This window comes from Couchioplanes caeruleus (assembly GCF_023499255.1).
Classification (GTDB): Bacteria; Actinomycetota; Actinomycetes; order Mycobacteriales; family Micromonosporaceae; genus Actinoplanes; species Actinoplanes caeruleus_A.
The window spans coordinates 5,038,514-5,053,263 of sequence record NZ_CP092183.1 but is presented as its reverse complement, the minus strand read 5'-3'; the positions used below and the strand labels follow the sequence as shown (position 1 = coordinate 5,053,263).

The 14,750-nt window shown below is 73.3% G+C and carries 17 protein-coding genes; 8 read left to right on the top strand and 9 right to left on the bottom strand.

Going from position 1 to position 14,750, the window contains the following annotated elements:
- Nucleotides 1-2 precede the first annotated feature (2 nt).
- From trpB to COUCH_RS23435, 3 genes are read left to right on the top strand one after another with little or no spacing between them, the layout of a single operon-like run.
- A complete protein-coding gene (gene trpB / locus COUCH_RS23445) occupies nucleotides 3-1,196 on the top strand; it encodes a tryptophan synthase subunit beta (protein ID WP_249607340.1) in 1,194 nt (397 codons plus the stop codon).
- Nucleotides 1,193-2,020 (top strand): tryptophan synthase subunit alpha, encoded by an 828-nt coding sequence (gene trpA / locus COUCH_RS23440; RefSeq protein WP_249607339.1) that lies wholly within the window; start codon nucleotides 1,193-1,195, stop codon nucleotides 2,018-2,020. The genes trpB and trpA overlap by 4 nt, the downstream gene beginning before the upstream one ends.
- Entirely contained in the window at nucleotides 2,007-2,729 is a 723-nt protein-coding gene (locus COUCH_RS23435; protein WP_249607338.1) for a GntR family transcriptional regulator, read from the top strand. The genes trpA and COUCH_RS23435 overlap by 14 nt, the downstream gene beginning before the upstream one ends.
- Before the next feature lie 109 nt (nucleotides 2,730-2,838).
- Here COUCH_RS23435 and COUCH_RS23430 read toward each other — a convergent pair whose 3' ends face one another.
- The 3 genes from COUCH_RS23430 to COUCH_RS23420 are packed head-to-tail and all read right to left on the bottom strand — an operon-like array spanning nucleotide 2,839 to nucleotide 5,745.
- Nucleotides 2,839-3,684, bottom strand: a complete 846-nt coding sequence (locus tag COUCH_RS23430) for an ABC transporter permease (RefSeq protein WP_249607337.1) — start codon at nucleotides 3,682-3,684, stop codon at nucleotides 2,839-2,841.
- Nucleotides 3,671-4,603 (bottom strand): ABC transporter ATP-binding protein, encoded by a 933-nt coding sequence (locus COUCH_RS23425; protein ID WP_249607336.1) that lies wholly within the window; start codon nucleotides 4,601-4,603, stop codon nucleotides 3,671-3,673. The genes COUCH_RS23430 and COUCH_RS23425 overlap by 14 nt, the downstream gene beginning before the upstream one ends.
- Nucleotides 4,600-5,745: a LolA family protein gene (locus COUCH_RS23420; RefSeq protein ID WP_249607335.1), complete on the bottom strand. Its 1,146-nt coding sequence runs from the start codon at nucleotides 5,743-5,745 to the stop codon at nucleotides 4,600-4,602. The genes COUCH_RS23425 and COUCH_RS23420 overlap by 4 nt, the downstream gene beginning before the upstream one ends.
- Nucleotides 5,746-5,896: 151 nt before the next feature.
- Here COUCH_RS23420 and COUCH_RS23415 point away from each other — a divergent pair, with 151 nt between their 5' ends.
- The 4 genes from COUCH_RS23415 to COUCH_RS23400 all read left to right on the top strand — a co-directional run bounded on the left by COUCH_RS23415 (nucleotide 5,897) and on the right by COUCH_RS23400 (nucleotide 9,407).
- Nucleotides 5,897-6,604: a response regulator transcription factor gene (locus COUCH_RS23415; RefSeq protein ID WP_249607334.1), complete on the top strand. Its 708-nt coding sequence runs from the start codon at nucleotides 5,897-5,899 to the stop codon at nucleotides 6,602-6,604.
- Nucleotides 6,605-6,625: 21 nt separating this feature from the next.
- On the top strand, nucleotides 6,626-8,008 hold the full coding sequence (locus COUCH_RS23410) for a sensor histidine kinase (protein WP_249607333.1): 1,383 nt from the start codon (nucleotides 6,626-6,628) through the stop codon (nucleotides 8,006-8,008).
- An 89-nt stretch (nucleotides 8,009-8,097) separates the two neighbouring features.
- Nucleotides 8,098-8,850 (top strand): YcnI family copper-binding membrane protein, encoded by a 753-nt coding sequence (locus COUCH_RS23405; RefSeq protein ID WP_249607332.1) that lies wholly within the window; start codon nucleotides 8,098-8,100, stop codon nucleotides 8,848-8,850.
- Nucleotides 8,847-9,407, top strand: coding sequence for a sigma-70 family RNA polymerase sigma factor (locus COUCH_RS23400; protein ID WP_249607331.1), 561 nt, complete (start codon nucleotides 8,847-8,849; stop codon nucleotides 9,405-9,407). Before COUCH_RS23405 ends, COUCH_RS23400 begins: the two co-directional genes overlap by 4 nt.
- A gap of 2 nt (nucleotides 9,408-9,409) precedes the next feature.
- Here the strand turns inward: COUCH_RS23400 and COUCH_RS23395 are convergent, their stop codons facing one another.
- Both COUCH_RS23395 and COUCH_RS23390 read right to left on the bottom strand, forming a co-directional pair.
- Nucleotides 9,410-10,042, bottom strand: coding sequence for an SRPBCC family protein (locus tag COUCH_RS23395; protein ID WP_249607330.1), 633 nt, complete (start codon nucleotides 10,040-10,042; stop codon nucleotides 9,410-9,412).
- Nucleotides 10,039-10,404, bottom strand: coding sequence for an ArsR/SmtB family transcription factor (locus COUCH_RS23390; protein WP_249607329.1), 366 nt, complete (start codon nucleotides 10,402-10,404; stop codon nucleotides 10,039-10,041). Before COUCH_RS23390 ends, COUCH_RS23395 begins: the two co-directional genes overlap by 4 nt.
- Before the next feature lie 84 nt (nucleotides 10,405-10,488).
- Here COUCH_RS23390 and COUCH_RS23385 point away from each other — a divergent pair, with 84 nt between their 5' ends.
- Entirely contained in the window at nucleotides 10,489-11,208 is a 720-nt protein-coding gene (locus COUCH_RS23385; RefSeq protein WP_249607328.1) for a hypothetical protein, read from the top strand.
- 3 nt (nucleotides 11,209-11,211) lie between these two features.
- Here the strand turns inward: COUCH_RS23385 and COUCH_RS23380 are convergent, their stop codons facing one another.
- From COUCH_RS23380 to COUCH_RS23365, 4 genes are read right to left on the bottom strand one after another with little or no spacing between them, the layout of a single operon-like run.
- The gene (locus tag COUCH_RS23380; RefSeq protein WP_249607327.1) at nucleotides 11,212-11,481 is read right to left on the bottom strand and encodes a DUF2277 domain-containing protein; all 270 of its coding nucleotides are present in this window, start codon (nucleotides 11,479-11,481) and stop codon (nucleotides 11,212-11,214) included.
- Nucleotides 11,482-11,502: 21 nt separating this feature from the next.
- The gene (locus tag COUCH_RS23375; protein WP_249607326.1) at nucleotides 11,503-12,396 is read right to left on the bottom strand and encodes a carbohydrate ABC transporter permease; all 894 of its coding nucleotides are present in this window, start codon (nucleotides 12,394-12,396) and stop codon (nucleotides 11,503-11,505) included.
- A 7-nt stretch (nucleotides 12,397-12,403) separates the two neighbouring features.
- Nucleotides 12,404-13,306 carry a carbohydrate ABC transporter permease gene (locus tag COUCH_RS23370; protein WP_249607325.1) on the bottom strand — a complete coding sequence of 301 codons (903 nt, stop codon included), beginning with the start codon at nucleotides 13,304-13,306 and terminating at the stop codon, nucleotides 12,404-12,406.
- A 1-nt stretch (nucleotide 13,307) separates the two neighbouring features.
- A complete protein-coding gene (locus COUCH_RS23365) occupies nucleotides 13,308-14,663 on the bottom strand; it encodes an extracellular solute-binding protein (RefSeq protein ID WP_249607324.1) in 1,356 nt (451 codons plus the stop codon).
- Nucleotides 14,664-14,750 lie beyond the last annotated feature (87 nt).

Sequence of the window (14,750 nt, the reverse complement as noted above, 5' to 3'; positions counted from 1 at the left end):
CGATGACGATGAGCGTGATGCGGGATCCCGCCGCGGCGGGCCGGTTCGGCGCCTTCGGCGGACGGTTCGTCCCCGAGTCGCTGGTACCGGCCTGCGAGGCCCTGGAGGAAGCGTTCCGCGAGGCGTGGGCCGACCCCGCGTTCCGCGGTCAGCTCGACATGTTCCGTACGGTCTATGCGGGCCGGCCGACCGCACTGACCCCGGCCTGGAACCTGTCCGCCGAGCTGGGCGTCACGCTGCTCCTCAAGCGCGAGGACCTGGCGCACACCGGCTCCCACAAGATCAACAATGTGCTCGGGCAGGCGCTGCTGGCGCGGCGGATGGGCAAGACCCGGCTCATCGCCGAGACCGGGGCCGGCCAGCACGGCGTCGCCACGGCCACCGCCGCCGCGCTCTTCGGCCTGCGCGCGACCGTCTACATGGGCGAGCGCGACATCGAACGCCAGGCCCTCAACGTGTTCCGGATGACCCTGCTCGGCGCCGAGGTCGTGCCCGTCACCAGCGGCAGCCGGACGCTCAAGGACGCCACGAACGAGGCGCTGCGGCAGTGGGTCGCGGCGGTCGAGGACACCCACTTCTGCCTCGGGTCGGTCGCCGGCCCCCACCCGTACCCGTGGATGGTCCGGGAATTCCAGCGCGTCATCGGCGAGGAGGCGCGGCGGCAGTGCGCCGCGGAGCTAGCCACCGGCGTCCCGGACGTGGTCGTCGCCTGCGTGGGCGGCGGGTCGAACGCCGCCGGGACGTTCGCCGGCTTCGTCGGCACCGGCGCCCGGCTGGTCGGCGTCGAGGCGGCAGGCGGCGCGGCGATGACCCACGGCACCCCGGGCGTCGTGCACGGCTCCCGGTCCATGGTTCTGCAGGACGACGAGGGCCAGATCGCCGAGGCACAGTCCATCGCGGCCGGCCTGGACTACCCGGGCGTCGGCCCGGAACACGCCCAGCTGGGTGCGGCGGGCCGCGCCGAGTACCAGACCGTCACCGACGGCGAGGTGCTGACGGCCGTACGCCGGCTCGCCCGCGCCGAAGGCATCATCTGCGCGCTCGAGTCGGCGCACGCCGTGGCGTGGGTGCTGCGCGCGGCGGGCACGGACGAGCTGCCCCACGGGTCGACCGTGCTGCTCACGCTCTCCGGCCGCGGCGACAAGGACATGATCCAGCTCAGCGACATGGCCGCGCTGACGGGAGGCCCCGCATGAGCACGCTCGGCGCCACGCTGCGGGCCGCCGGGCGGCCGCTGCTCATCCCGTACGTGACGGGCGGCCTGACCGCCGGCTGGGCCGACCACCTGGACGCCTGCCAGGACGCCGGCGCGGACGCCATCGAGATCGGCCTGCCGTTCTCCGACCCGATGCTCGACGGCACCACCATCCAGCAGGCCTCGGACCGCGCCCTCGCCCGCGGCGCCACGGTCGGCGGCATCCTCGCCGACATCGAGGCCGCGTCCCGGCGGGTGAGCGTCCCGCTGATCGTCATGACGTACGCCAACCTGGCCCTGCGCCTCGGCGCGCCCCGCCTCGCGGCGGCCGGCGTCCGCGGTCTCATCGTGCCCGACCTGCCGCTCGAGGAGTCCGCGCCGCTGGAAGCGGCGGCGGCGGGGGCGGGCATCGACCTGATCCTGCTGGCCGCGCCGTCCACCCCGGACGACCGGCTCCGGCAGATCTGCCGGCGCAGCCGGGGCTTCGTGTACGCGGTGAGCGTCATGGGCACCACCGGCGAACGCGACACGCTCCCGGCCACGGCGGTGGAGCTTGTCCGCCGCGTCAAGCGTCTTCAGCCCGATCCGGACGGTCCGGAGCGTCTTCCCGTGCTGATCGGGTTCGGGGTGTCGACGCCGGAACACGCCGCCGAGGCGGGACGCGCCGGGGACGGGGTGATCGTCGCGTCGGCGCTGATGCGTAGGGTGCTGGACGGGGCCACCCCGGACGACCTGCGCGTCGCCGTCGCGGCCCTGCGCACCGCACTCGACCTGGGGGTGTCCTCTGGAACGCCGTACGCCGAAGTATCAGGTGATCGCCGATGACCTGACCGCGAAGATCCGCGCCGGCGACCTCGCACCGGGCACGATGCTGCCACCGCAGAAGACCCTCAGCGCCCGGTACGGGGTGACCCTCGCGACGCTGCGCCAGGCCCTGCAGAAGCTCGAGGACGACGGCCTGGTCTCGCAGGAACCGGGCCGCGGCACCTTCGTCGCGTCGCCCCGGCTCATGTACCGGCTCGACTCGCTGCGCGGGCTCGCGGAGGACCTGAAGGCCCAGGGTCAGGAGGTCAGCACGCTGATCCTGGGCCAGGAACTGCGCCGCCCCCCGGCCGCGATCGCCGCACACCTGGAGGTGCCCGCGACCCGGCGCGTGCTGCGGCTGGAACGCGTACGCCTGCTGTCCGGACGCCCCGCGGTGCACCAGCTGTCCTGGGCCCCGGGACGCCCCGGCCTGCCCCTGGCCGATCTGGACTACAGCGGCGCGTCCCTGTACGCCGTGTTCGCCGCGCACGGCATCGTCGTGCACCGGGCCTCGGAGGTCCTGCGCCCGGCACTGCTCGACGAACCGACCGCCGCGCACCTGCACCAGACCGCGGGCCAGCCGGTGTTCGTGTCGGAACGCGTCACGTACGGCCTCGACAACCGCCCGATCCTCTACGACCGCGCCACGATCCTCGGCACGGTGATGGAGATCCGCACGGAACGCGCCGCCACGGGCATCTCCATGCAGTGGACCCGCCACGACCACTGACCCATCGGCGGTCCGTGGCGCGACCCGGTGCTCGAGCGCCCGGACCGGGTCGCCGGCATCCCGGGCCGGGCGCGCGTGGCGACGGGGTCCTGATCCGGATCCGCCGGGGTCAGCTCGTGACGTCGCGGCCGGCGAAGCGTGCCCACGCCGCCGACAGGAACACCAGGATGTACGCTCCCGCGCTGAGCAGGCCGGGCGTGAGCGCGCCGGGCGACACCGGGTCGCGCAGCAGCTCGCCGAAGTCCGTCCAGTGCCGGGTCGGCAGGTACGGGTGCAGCCAGTCCAGCTGCGGGATCTGCCCCAGGATCCAGCTGGTCACCGTCAGCATCGCCAGCGCGATCGTGGCGCCCATCGGCTGCTCGGTGAGCGTGGACAGGAACAGGCCGATCGCACCGAGGGCCGACAGGCACACCCCGAGGTACAGGCAGACCAGCAGGAGGCGGAGCAGCGCCGTACCGAGGCCGATCTGCGTGCCCGACAGCGTCGTGACGTCCCCGCCGCCGAACAGCAGCAGGCCCACGACCAGCCCGGACGCCGCCACCGTCAGCGGCGCCACGAACGCGCCCATGACGATGCCCGCGTACTTCACGGCCAGCAGCCGGGTGCGGCCCACCGGGACCGTCAGCAGGTAGCGCAGCGTGCCCTGGTTCGCCTCGCCGGCGACCGCGTCGCCGGCCAGCATCGACACCGCGATCGGCAGGAACAGCGTCAGCTCGACGCCGAGCGCGGCGAGCGCCACGAAGAAGCCGTTGCCGAGGATCTGGGAGAAGAAGTTCGGGCCGTCGCCCCGCTGCGGGCCGTCCGGCGTCGCGACCTTCATCGCCACGGCCAGGACCACGGGTACGGCGGCCAGCGCCGCGAGACCCACCTGGTTGCGCCGGCGTACGGCGATCAGGCGCAGCTCGGAGGTCAGGAAGCGGGACGACACCCACCGCCGCACATCAGCCTGAGACATCGAACCCCCGCCCGGTCAGGCGTACGAACACGTCCTCGAGGCTGGGCGCCTCCACGGCGAAGCCGCGGACCGCCACCCCGTCGTGCACCAGCGACGCCACGACCTTCTCCGGCGCCACCGCACCGAGCTGCCCGGAGGCCTCCGACGGGCTCTCCGCGATCTCCGTGAGCCCCAGCGTGCGCAGCACCCGCGCCGCCTCGGCCGGCTGGTCGGTGAGCACCCGCGCCCGCGGCGCCGCGTCGGACCGCAGGTCGGCCAGCGGCTCCTGGGCCACCAGGCGGCCCCGGTGCATCACGCCCACGTGGGTGCAGACCTGCTCGACCTCGGCGAGCAGGTGGGTGCTGAGCAGCACCGTCGCGCCCTCCGCGGCGAGCTGCCCGACCAGCGTGCGCACCTCGCGGGTGCCCTGCGGGTCGAGGCCGTTCGTCGGCTCGTCCAGCACCAGCAGTTGCCGGGGCTGCAGCAGCGCCGCCGCGATCGCGAGCCGCTGCTTCATGCCCAGCGAGTAGAGCCGGTAACGCTTGCCGGCCGCCGCGGACAACCCGACCCGGTCGAGCGCGGCGTCGATGCGCGCGCCCGAGGTGCGGGCCTCCGCCGTGCGGTCGGCGGCGTCGAGGCGGCGCAGGTTGTCACGCCCCGACAGGTACGGGTGGAACCCCGGGCCCTCGACCAGCGCGCCGACGTGGGGGAGCACGTCGGCGGCGTGGTCGGGCATCGCGGCCCCGAGCAGGTCGTGGCCGCCGGCGGTGGGGCTGATCAGCCCGAGCAGCATCCGGATCGTGGTGGTCTTGCCGGAGCCGTTCGGGCCGAGGAAGCCGTACACCGCGCCGCGGGGGACAGCCAGGTCGACGGCGTCCACCGCGACCTGGCTGCCGAACCGCTTGGTCAGCCCCTGCGAGGCGACCGCGAGGTCGGTCACTGACCCGCTACCTCGTACAGCTTCTCCGGGGCGACCGCACCGACCAGGACCCGGCCGTCGTCGGTGAGCAGCGCGCTGAACAGTGCGCTCTGCAGCAGCCGGCCGCTGCCCCACGCGCCGTTGACCTTCGGCAGCGCGCCCGAGATGGCCTCGAGCTGCTGCGCGCCCTTGGCGTCCTGCTTGCCGGCGTCACCGGCGGGCAGCTTCGCGACCATGACGGACGTCCAGCCCTTGCCGACGACCTTGGTGCCCTCGGGCGCCTCGGGCTTGCCGCCCGGGCCCCGCTTCAGCGCCTTCTCGTGCTCCTGGATCGCCTCCTGCTGTTCCTTCTGGATGTCCGTCTTGCTGGGCGTCTCCACCTTCGTACCCGGCGGCGGGTTGAAGGTGAACTGCTCGGCGTCCGGGGTCTCGAAGCTCACCTGCTGGAACGCGATCCGTACGGCCGGGCTGGTGGCGTCCTTGGCGTAGACGTCCACGCCCAGCGGGATGTGCTGCTCGGCGTCGATCGCCAGGCGTACCTGCCCGACCAGCGACGCGGTGTCGCGCGGCGTGAGCACCAGCTCGTACGCGTCCCGCCCGGCGACCTTCGCCGCGCCGGTCGTGGTGACCGCCGTGGTCGGGTCGATCGCGGCGAGCGCGGCGTCGGCGGCCTCCTGCGGCGTCGACGGCACTCCCTGCGGCAGCGCGGTGTGCCGCTGCTTCTGCGCGTCCGCCGGGATCGTGAAGTGCGTGGCCGAGTTGGCGCTGCTGCGCCACAGCCACACGTCCGAACCGTTGCGGATCACGTCGGTCTCACCGAGCGTTCCCAGGACCGCCAGACGGACCTTGTCCTCCCCGGCGTACCAGACCCGCGCGGTGTTGCTCCCGGCCACGAGCTTCATCAGCTCGGCGCCGTTCGCCCCGCCGGTCACCCCCGGCAGTGACGGCAGCCCCAGGTCGGCGGTCTGCACGATCGTGCCGGACAGCCCCTCGACCTTCGCGTTCTGCACATCCACCAGCAGCTGCGCCGCGCTGCGCTCGGGCAACGTCGGATCCGCACTCGCCGCGATCGTGCCCGCCGCGGCGCCACCCCCGATGACGACGACCGCCGCAGCAGCCGGAACCAGCCAGCGCAGCGCCGGCCTCGACTTGAAGACACTCACGATGTCCACCTCCCGTTGTGTGCAGCCATCGTGCTCCGGACGTGCTGTGACGGCGCTGAGAAACCCACCTAAGGGATTCTCCCCCAGGCACCGGCTGTGAGGTGGCTGAGAAGGGATCGGCCGGGTGGGCCCGGCATGCCAAGGTAGACGCGTGCGGTTGCTGGTGGTGGAGGACGAGGCGCGGCTCGCGGCCGCGCTGCAGCGGGGGCTGCAGGCCGAGGGGTTCGCCGTGGACGTGGCCGGCGACGGGCAGGACGGGCTCGAGCTGGCCCGGCACGGCGACTACGACGCGATGATCCTCGACGTCATGCTGCCGCGGCTGTCCGGGTACAGGGTGGTGCGGCAGTTGCGGGCCGAGCAGAAGTGGCTGCCGGTGCTCATGCTCTCGGCGAAGGACGGCGAGTACGACCAGGCCGACGGGCTGGACTGCGGCGCCGACGACTATCTCACCAAGCCTTTCTCGTACGTGGTGCTGCTGGCCCGGCTGCGCGCGCTGCTGCGCCGGGGCACCCCCGAGCGCCCGGCCGTGCTGCGCCACGGTGACGTCGAGCTGGACCCGGCGCACCGGCGGGTCACGGTCGCCGGCGCCGAGGTGGTGCTGACCGCTCGGGAGTTCGCCCTGCTGGAGTATCTGATCCGCCGTCCCGGCGAGGTGGTCTCCAAGACCGAGCTGCTCGACCACGTGTGGGACGCCGCGGTGGAGACAGCCGCCAACGCCGTCGAGGTGTATGTCGGTTACCTGCGTCGCAAGATCGGGCGGGAGCGCCTGGAGACCGTCCGGGGCGCCGGCTACCGGCTGGCCGCGGTGGAGGCGGCCGGCGGGGCCGAGGGGGCCCGGGGAGTGTCCCGTGGATCATGACGGCCTGCGCCGGGCGTCGCCATGAGCCAGCGGGCAACGCCTGGCGCGGCGTCGCTGCGCCGGCTGGGCCTGCGGGCACGGCTGCTGCTCGTGTCCGTGGTGGTGCTCGCGGTGGGGCTGGCCGCGGGCGGCGTGCTGCTGGTCGCCACGATGAGGTTCGCGCTGCTGCGCACCGCGAACACCGAGGCCCTGGAGACGGCGAGGGCGGTGGCCCGGCTCGTGGACAACCGGTCGCTGTCGGATCCGGTGCCGGCCGGTCCGACCGTACGGGTGCAGGTCGTCGACGCCTCCGATCGGGTGCTGTCGGTGTCCGCCGGCGCCGACCGGCTCGTACCGATCCTCTATCCGCGCGAGCTGGCCGGCCTGTCCGACGGCGAGGGCATGTTCATCTCCGGCGACCGGATCGGCCTCGAGGGGCGGGTACGCGTCGTCGTCCTGGCCGCCGGCCCGACGGAGGCCCGGGTGAAGGTGCTGGTGGCACGCCCCACCGGCGACCTGACGCAGAGCGTGGACCTGCTGCGTACCACGTTGCTGGTGACGTTCCCGCCGCTCGTGGCGCTGCTCGCGCTGGTGGCGTGGCGGGTGTCCGGCGCCGCGCTGCGCCCGGTGGAGGCGCTGCGGGCGGGCGCCGAGGACATCACCGGGGGCGCGCGGCCGGGGCGGCTGCCCGTACCGGACTCGCGGGACGAGATCCACCGCCTGGCCGTGACCCTCAACGACATGCTGCACCGCCTGGACACCGCGCGGGCGCGGCAGCGGGCCTTCGTCGCGGACGCCGCGCACGAGCTGCGCAGCCCGCTGACGAACATGCGGACCGAGCTGGAGGTGGCCCAGCGGCTGCCGGACACCACGGACTGGCCGGAGCTGGCCGGTGACCTGCTGACGGACGTGGAACGGCTGAGCCGCCTCGTCGACGACCTGTTGCTGCTGGCCCGCTCGGACGACGGTGGCGCCCGCGCCGCCCCGCCGCCCTCCGGCGAGGTCGAACTGGGGCAGCTGCTCGCCGAGGTGGCGGCCCGTTACCCGTCCGTCGAGTACGAGCGTCCCGCCGTCGCATTGCGGGTGGCCGGTGACCGGGACGCGCTGGCCCGGGTGGTCGCCAACCTGCTGGACAACGCCGTGCGCCATGCCGCGTCGGCGGTGCGGCTGGCGGTCGCGGCGGACGGCGCGTACCGCAGGATCACCGTGGCCGACGACGGCCCGGGCATCCCGGCGGCGGACCGGGAGCGGGTCTTCGACCGGTTCACCCGGCTGGACGACGCCCGGGCCCGGGACGCGGGCGGCTCGGGGCTGGGGCTCGCGATCGTGCGTGAGCTGGTCCGCCGGCACCACGGCACGGTCGTGCTGAAGGGCACGACCCCGCCGCCCGGCCTCAGCGCCGAGGTACGCCTGCCCGCCGCCTGATCTTCCCGGGAACTTTTCCCCCCGAGGCCCCGACCAATGACCGTGCCCGGCGCCCCGGCCGGGCGGATCCGAGTCGGAAAGGCCTCCAGATGTCCCTGTTGAAGCGTTCGGGCGTGGTCGGCGGGATCGCCGCCGCGTGCACCTTCGCCCTGGCGGTCCCCGCCGCCGCGCACGTGACGGTGAACCCGAACACCGCGGTCCAGGGCGGGTACGCCAAGGTGACCTTCCGGGTGCCGAACGAGACGGATTCGGCCGCCACCACCAAGGTCGAGGTGAACCTGCCCACCGACACGCCGTTCGCCTCGGTGTCGCTCAAGCCCGTCGCGGGCTGGACCATGGTGGCGCAGAAGTCGAAGCTCGCGAAGCCGATCGAGGCGCACGGCGCACAGATCAGCGAGGCCGTCTCGAAGATCACCTGGACGGCGGCGGGGGACGCGGCGATCAAGCCCGGGCAGTTCCAGGAGTTCGACGTGTCGCTGGGCCCGCTGCCGGAGGTCGACCAGGTGGTGTTCAAGGCGCTGCAGACGTACTCGGACGGCACGGTGGTCCGGTGGATCGACGAGCCGGCGACGGACGGCACCGAGCCGGAGAAGCCCGCGCCGGTGCTGAAGCTGACCCCGGCGGGCGCGCCGGGCGCCGATGCGCCGGCCGCGGCTCCCGGCCCGTCCGTGGCCGCCGTCGCGGACGACGGCGACGACGAGGACGGCAGCGGCGGCACGTGGACGGGCGTCGCGGGCATCGTGCTCGGGCTCGCCGGGCTGGTGCTGGGGCTGCTGGCGTACCGGCGGGCCCAGGCCGCGTCCGGTGCCGCTGCGGCGGCGGCCGAGCCTGCGACGGAGTGATCGACGACGAGGTGACCGGGTGGGCGCTCGCCGCCGGCCGCGGGGACGCGGACGCGGCGGCGGCGTTCGTCCGGGCCACCCAGCGCGAGGTGTGGCGGTTCCTGCACCACCTCGCCGGGCCGGCCGAGCTGGACGACCTCGCCCAGGAGACGTACCTGCGGGCGCTGCGCAGCCTGCCCGGCTTCGCGGGCCGCTCCAGCGCCCGGACCTGGCTGTTCACGATCGCGCGGCGGGTCGCCGTCGACCACGTGCGCTCGGCGATGGCCCGGCCGCGGATCGCCGCGGTGGCCGACTGGCAGGCCGCCGCGGACGCCGCGACCGGAACCGGCCGCCGCGGCTTCGAGGACGACGTCGCCGTACGGGACCTGCTCGGCGGGCTGTCCGCGCAGCGGCGGGAGGCGTTCGTGGCGACGCAGGTGCTGGGGCTGTCGTACGCGGAGGCGGCCGAGGTCTGCGACTGTCCGGTGGGGACGATCAGGTCTCGGGTGGCCCGCGCCCGCGAGGACCTGGTGGCGCTCCTCGCGGACGACGGGCCGGGCCGGCGGCTCTCCGGGTGAGGTCAGGAGCCGGTGTAGAACCCGTACGTGCGGTCGGCGCTCGCCCGGGCCTGCTCCGGTTCGTCCCCGGCGGCGATGGCGGCCTCGGCCCAGGAGCCGGCGCTGAGGCGGTGGAACTCCTTGCCCTCCGGTGACAGTCCCCACGCCATCGCCGCCTCCGGGTCGAGGGTCGCGGACGGGTCGGTCAGGTAGTTGGCGAGGCCCAGGAACGCGCCGTCCCAGCCGACGCCGGTGGCCCCCGGGCCGTACTGGTCCCAGAACTCGTCGGCGACGTGCGCGACGTGCTCCAGCTCGAGGCGCGTACGCCCGTCGCCCTCGGGGCTGAGCCGGACCTCGACCCAGCTCACCTGGCCGCCGAACTCCCACGTCGCGGAGAAGCCGTTCGGCTTGTCGCAGCGCGAGACCGTGCCGCCCGCGTTGCCCTGGAACTGGTAGGTACCGCCCTCACGCAGGTCGCCGCTGACCGGCAGGAACCACCGCTGGATGCGCTCGGCCGTGGTGACGGCGTCCCACAGGTCGTCCCGGTCGGTGTCGTAGGCCTGGCTGATCGTCAGGACGCGGGCCTCGCCGGCCTCGAGCGTACGGTTGCCGACCCAGCGGCGGACGTCGCTGATCTGCTGCTTCACGTCGATCATGGGTGTTCTCCCGTGGTGTCGTCGTCGCGGGCGGCGAGGCGCCGCTGCCGTTTGCCGCGGGCCACCTCGGTGGCCAGCGCGTCGAGGTGCGGCGTCCAGAACCGCCGGAACCGGCTCAGCCAGGCGTCCGCCTCGCGCAGCGCGGTGTCGTCCACCGCGTACAGGCGCCGGGCGCCGTCGGGGCGCACGGTGGCGAAGCCGTTGTCGCGCAGCACCCGCAGGTGCTGGGAGACGGCCGGCTGGGAGATCCCGAACTCCGCCCGGATCACCTCGGTGACCGCGCCGGAGGGCTGTTCGCCGTCGGCGAGCAGCTCCAGGATGCGGCGGCGGACCGGGTCCCCGAGCACGTCGAACGCGTGCACCGGCCGAAGCTATCAGGCTGAACTTATATAAGGCAAGGCTGAAATTGGGTTCGGCGCGGCGGGGTGGCTGAGACACTTCCCAGGGTGCGACGGGCGGCCGTGGTGACGGGGTTGCTGCTGCTGGCGGGGTGTGGACAGGACTCCGGGCCGGTGGCGTCGCCGAGCTCGCGACCCGCCGAGGTCACCACCTCCACGGCGGCGGCACCGAGCGCGGCGCCGCCGAGCAGCGCGCCCGCCCTGCGGCTTCCGGTCGTGACCGCGCCCGTGCTGAGCGGCGGCTGGGAGATCACCGTCTACTACACGGCCGTGGAGGACTACCACTCCGGCGACCCCGCTCCCGTCACCGGCTGCCGGGGGCTCGACTGCTCCCACGGCGACGACGATCTCGGCAGCTACAAGGAGGACTTCGTCGCGGCGGTCGAGGAGGAGGGCACCGGGCGTACGGCCGGCGGCGCGTACCTGAACTGGTCGTACGACATCGGCTTCTGGCTCGACACCAGGCCCCGGGACACCGGTGGGCGGGCGCTGCGCCCGTTCGTGTCGGCCGCGGCGGACCCGGGGGTGCTGGCGCGCGGCGTCCACTTCCGGATCGCCGACTGCGGGCACGCCGACGACGGCTCGCGGCCGGCCGCCGCCGTGTGCGCGGCGCTGCGGGACGCCCGCTGGACGGTCACCGACGAGTTCACCCCCGGGCTGGGCGGGAACAAGCACATCGACGCGTACATCGGCGAGGAGACCGGGCCGGGCTTCACGTCCTCGCCGTGGTACCTGACGCTGCTGGGCGTCACGATCCGGCGGGGATGAGCGTCAGGACGCGTACCGGATGCGGGCGCGTTCCTTCGCCTTCGCGGCCTCGGTCTCGCGGTCCCTGGGCGGCGCGGCGGTCACCAGCTCGTCGAGCAGCGCGGCGGTCGCGGCGGCGACGGCCTCGACCGCCCGGTCGAACGCGGCCTGGTTGCGCTGCGACGGCTTGGTCGCGCCGGCCACCTTGCGGACGTACTGCAGGGCGGCGGCGTGCACCTCGTCGGGCGTGGCCGGCGGCTCGAAGTTGTGCAGCTGGCGGATGTTTCGGCACATGCCACCGAGCCTAGCCGCGGCTCACCCCTTGCGGCCCTGGGTCGCGACGCCCTCGACGAAGTAGCGCTGGCACAGGAAGAACGCGATGATCATGGGTACGGTCGTGATCACCGCGCCCGCCAGCACGACCTCCCAGCGCGCCTCGCCGGCCTGGCCGAACTGGTCGAGGATCGCCTTCATCCCGCGCGGCATCGTGAACAGCGCCGGGTCGCGCAGGTAGATGAGCGGCTTGAGCAGGTCCGACCAGCTCGCCCGCAGCTCGAAGACGAACGCCACGATCAGCGCCGGCTTGCACAGCGGCACGGCGATGCGCCAGAACAGCCGCCAGTAGCCGGCGCCGTCGACGCGGGCGGCCTCGAACAGCTCACGGGGTACGCCGAGGAAGAACTGCCGGATGAGGAAGATGTAGAAGGCGCTGCCGAACAGGTTGGCCGCCCAGAGCGGCACCTGCGTGGCGGCCAGGCCCAGCTCGTTCCAGATCAGGTACGTCGGGATCATCGTGACCGCGCCCGGCAGCATCATCGTGCCCACCACCAGCGCGAAGAGCACGTTGCGCCCGGGGAAGCGGAAGTACGCGAACCCGAACGCCACGATCGCGCTGGAGATCGTCACGGCCACCGCCGCGGCGAGCGCCACCACCACGCTGTTGAGCAGCCAGGTCAGCACGGGCGCCGCCGACCAGATCGTCACGTAGTTGCCCGGCGCCCAGTGCTGCGGGACCAGCCGGTTGTCGAACACCTCCGGCCGCGGTTTCAGCGACGCGCTGACCAGCCAGAGGAACGGGTACACGAACACCACGGCGGCCGCGGCGAGCGCGGTCCACAGCACCCACGGGTGCCGGCGGCGGCGCCCGGGCCGCCGGTCCGGCGCACCGGCCGGGGTGGTCACGGCCTGCGGCTCCTGCAGCGCGGTCATGGGCGCCTCACTCGCTCTCGTAGTAGACGAAGCGCCGGCTGAGCCGTACCTGCACCAGCGTGATGGCCACGATGATGAGGAACAGCAGCCAGGCCAGCGCCGACGCGTATCCCATGTGGAGGAACTGGAACGCCTGCTGGAACAGGTAGACGACGTAGAACAGCGCCGCGTCGTTGCCGTACGTCTGCTGGTTGGCGCTGCCGTAGAACGCGGTGTAGACCTCGTCGAAGGTCTGCAGGCTGCTGATCGTGTTGATGATCAGGGTGAAGAAGAGCGCCCCGCTGATCATGGGTACGGTCACCGCGCGGAACCGGGCCCACGGGGAGGCGCCGTCCATCTCGGCCGCCTCGTGCAGGTCCCGGGGCACGTTCTGCAGCGCGGCGAGATAGATGATGACCGTGCTGCCCAGGCTCCAGGCGCTCATCAGCACCAGGCCCGGCTTGATCCACGCGCCGTCCACGGTCCAGTCGGGCCCGTCGATGCCGACCCGCGCGAGCGTCTCGTTGACCAGCCCGGCCTGACCGTTGAACAGCAGCAGGAACAGCACGCCGACGGCCACCTTCGGGGTGACCGTCGGCAGGTAGAAGACCGTTCGGAAGAAGCCGGCGGACCGGCGCCCGGCGCGGGCCAGCAGCATGGCCAGGCCCAGCGCGACCGCCATCGTCAGCGGTACGTGCAGCACGGTGTAGATCAGCGTGTTGGCGAGGCTGCGCCGGACCCGGTCGTCGGCGAACAGCTCCCGGTAGTTGTCCGCCCCGACGAACTGCGTGCTGGTCAGCACGTCGTAGTCGGTGAGCGACAGCACGAGGCTGGCCACCATCGGACCGGCCATGAACACCAGGAAGCCGATGATCCACGGCGACAGGAACCCGTACGCGGCGAGCGCCTCCCGGCGGCGCGTCGTGGTCATCTCAGGAACCGCGGTTGGCCTGGTCCAGCGCGGCCTGCGCCTGTTGCTGAGCCTGGGCCAGCGCCTGAGCCGGCTGCTGCTTGCCGTCGAGCACCCGGTTGACCGCGTCCTGCCAGGCGGCCTTGAACTCCTCGCCGGCGGCGGTGAGCGGTTCGGCGACCCCGGCCTCCTGCGTCTGCAGGACGGTCCGCACGGCCGCGTCGAACGCCGGGTTGCCGCTCGGCTGCACGACGTCCTTGAAGATCACTTCGTCGGCCCTGCTGTTGCCGGTGAACACGCCGGTGAACGGCTTGCCCTCGGACTTGCGGGCGGCGGCGCGGGCCTTCGCCGCCGCGATCCACGTCGCGCTGTCGGTCATCGTCTTGATCCACTTGCAGGCCAGGTCCGGATGCGGGCTCTTCGCGGGGATCGCCCACGCGTTGCCGGTGATCCAGTCGACCGGCCGCCCGTCGACGCCCCGGAACGGCGTGACCGTCAGCTCGACCTTCGGCGAGTTCTCGGCCAGCACGTTGAGGTAGAAGTCCTCCATCGGGAAGGCGCCCAGCTGGTCGGCGGCGAACTGGTTCTTCGCCCCGAAGAAGTCGAACGAGTCCCGGAACGACTTGAACGAGGCCCAGCCGCCCTGCGCCTTGATCAGCCCGACGGTGAACTCCAGCGCCTGGACCACCCGCGGGTCGTTCAGCCGGGCGGTCCGGCCGTCGTCGCTGACCAGGGCGGCGCCGTTGGCCCGGGCCCACAGCGGCAGGAACTCGGGGAGCTTGGGGTCGAAGCCGATGCGCCGCAGCTTGCCGCCGTCGATCGAGGTCAGCCGGGTGGCGGCCGCCGAGAGCCGGCGCCAGTCGGCGGTGGAGAACGCGGCCGGATCCAGTCCCGCGTCGGCGAACGCGGCGTCGTTGATCATCACGACCCGGTTGTTGTAGAACTCCGGGAGGCCGTACAGCTTGCCGTTGAGGGTGGCCTCGGCGACCGCGGCCGGACGGAACTGGCCCATGTCGATCTTCTCGCGCTCGACGCAGTCCGCCAGCGGCTTGATCGCATTCTTGGCCGCGTACGTCCCGAGCAGGCGCCGCTCCATGTAGACCAGGTCGGGCGGCGTGTTCGAGGCCACCGCGGAGAGGAACTGCTGGGCGTTGAAGCTGCCCTCCGACGCCCGGGCGGCGTTCGGCGCGATCGCCGCGTTGGCCGCGTCGAAGCGCGTCTTGGCGATCTCGTCGCCGGTGCCGAACCCCATCATGGTCAGCGTCGCCTGCCCGCTGCTGCCGGACTTCGACCCGGACGAGCCCACGCCGCCGCAGCCGGCCGCCAGGGCGACGACCAGGGCCGTGCCCACCGCTGTGCGCATCGATCGGAGGAACATCGTCGTTCTCCCATCACGCTGAGTGATCGTTGCGCCGAATATAGATCCGGGTCGATCGCGCCGCAATTCGGCGGCGCCCGGGCCCGC

Excerpts from the sequence above, each read along its gene's own strand:
- trpB (WP_249607340.1), top strand. The coding sequence starts at position 3 with ATGACGATGAGCGTGATGCGGGATCCCGCCGCGGCGGGCCGGTTCGGC.
- trpA (WP_249607339.1), top strand. The coding sequence starts at position 1,193 with ATGAGCACGCTCGGCGCCACGCTGCGGGCCGCCGGGCGGCCGCTGCTC.
- COUCH_RS23430 (WP_249607337.1), bottom strand. The coding sequence starts at position 3,684 with ATGTCTCAGGCTGATGTGCGGCGGTGGGTGTCGTCCCGCTTCCTGACC.
- COUCH_RS23410 (WP_249607333.1), top strand. The coding sequence starts at position 6,626 with ATGAGCCAGCGGGCAACGCCTGGCGCGGCGTCGCTGCGCCGGCTGGGC.
- COUCH_RS23405 (WP_249607332.1), top strand. The coding sequence starts at position 8,098 with ATGTCCCTGTTGAAGCGTTCGGGCGTGGTCGGCGGGATCGCCGCCGCG.
- COUCH_RS23395 (WP_249607330.1), bottom strand. The coding sequence starts at position 10,042 with ATGATCGACGTGAAGCAGCAGATCAGCGACGTCCGCCGCTGGGTCGGC.
- COUCH_RS23380 (WP_249607327.1), bottom strand. The coding sequence starts at position 11,481 with ATGTGCCGAAACATCCGCCAGCTGCACAACTTCGAGCCGCCGGCCACG.
- COUCH_RS23375 (WP_249607326.1), bottom strand. The coding sequence starts at position 12,396 with ATGACCGCGCTGCAGGAGCCGCAGGCCGTGACCACCCCGGCCGGTGCG.
- COUCH_RS23370 (WP_249607325.1), bottom strand. The coding sequence starts at position 13,306 with ATGACCACGACGCGCCGCCGGGAGGCGCTCGCCGCGTACGGGTTCCTG.
- COUCH_RS23365 (WP_249607324.1), bottom strand. The coding sequence starts at position 14,663 with ATGTTCCTCCGATCGATGCGCACAGCGGTGGGCACGGCCCTGGTCGTC.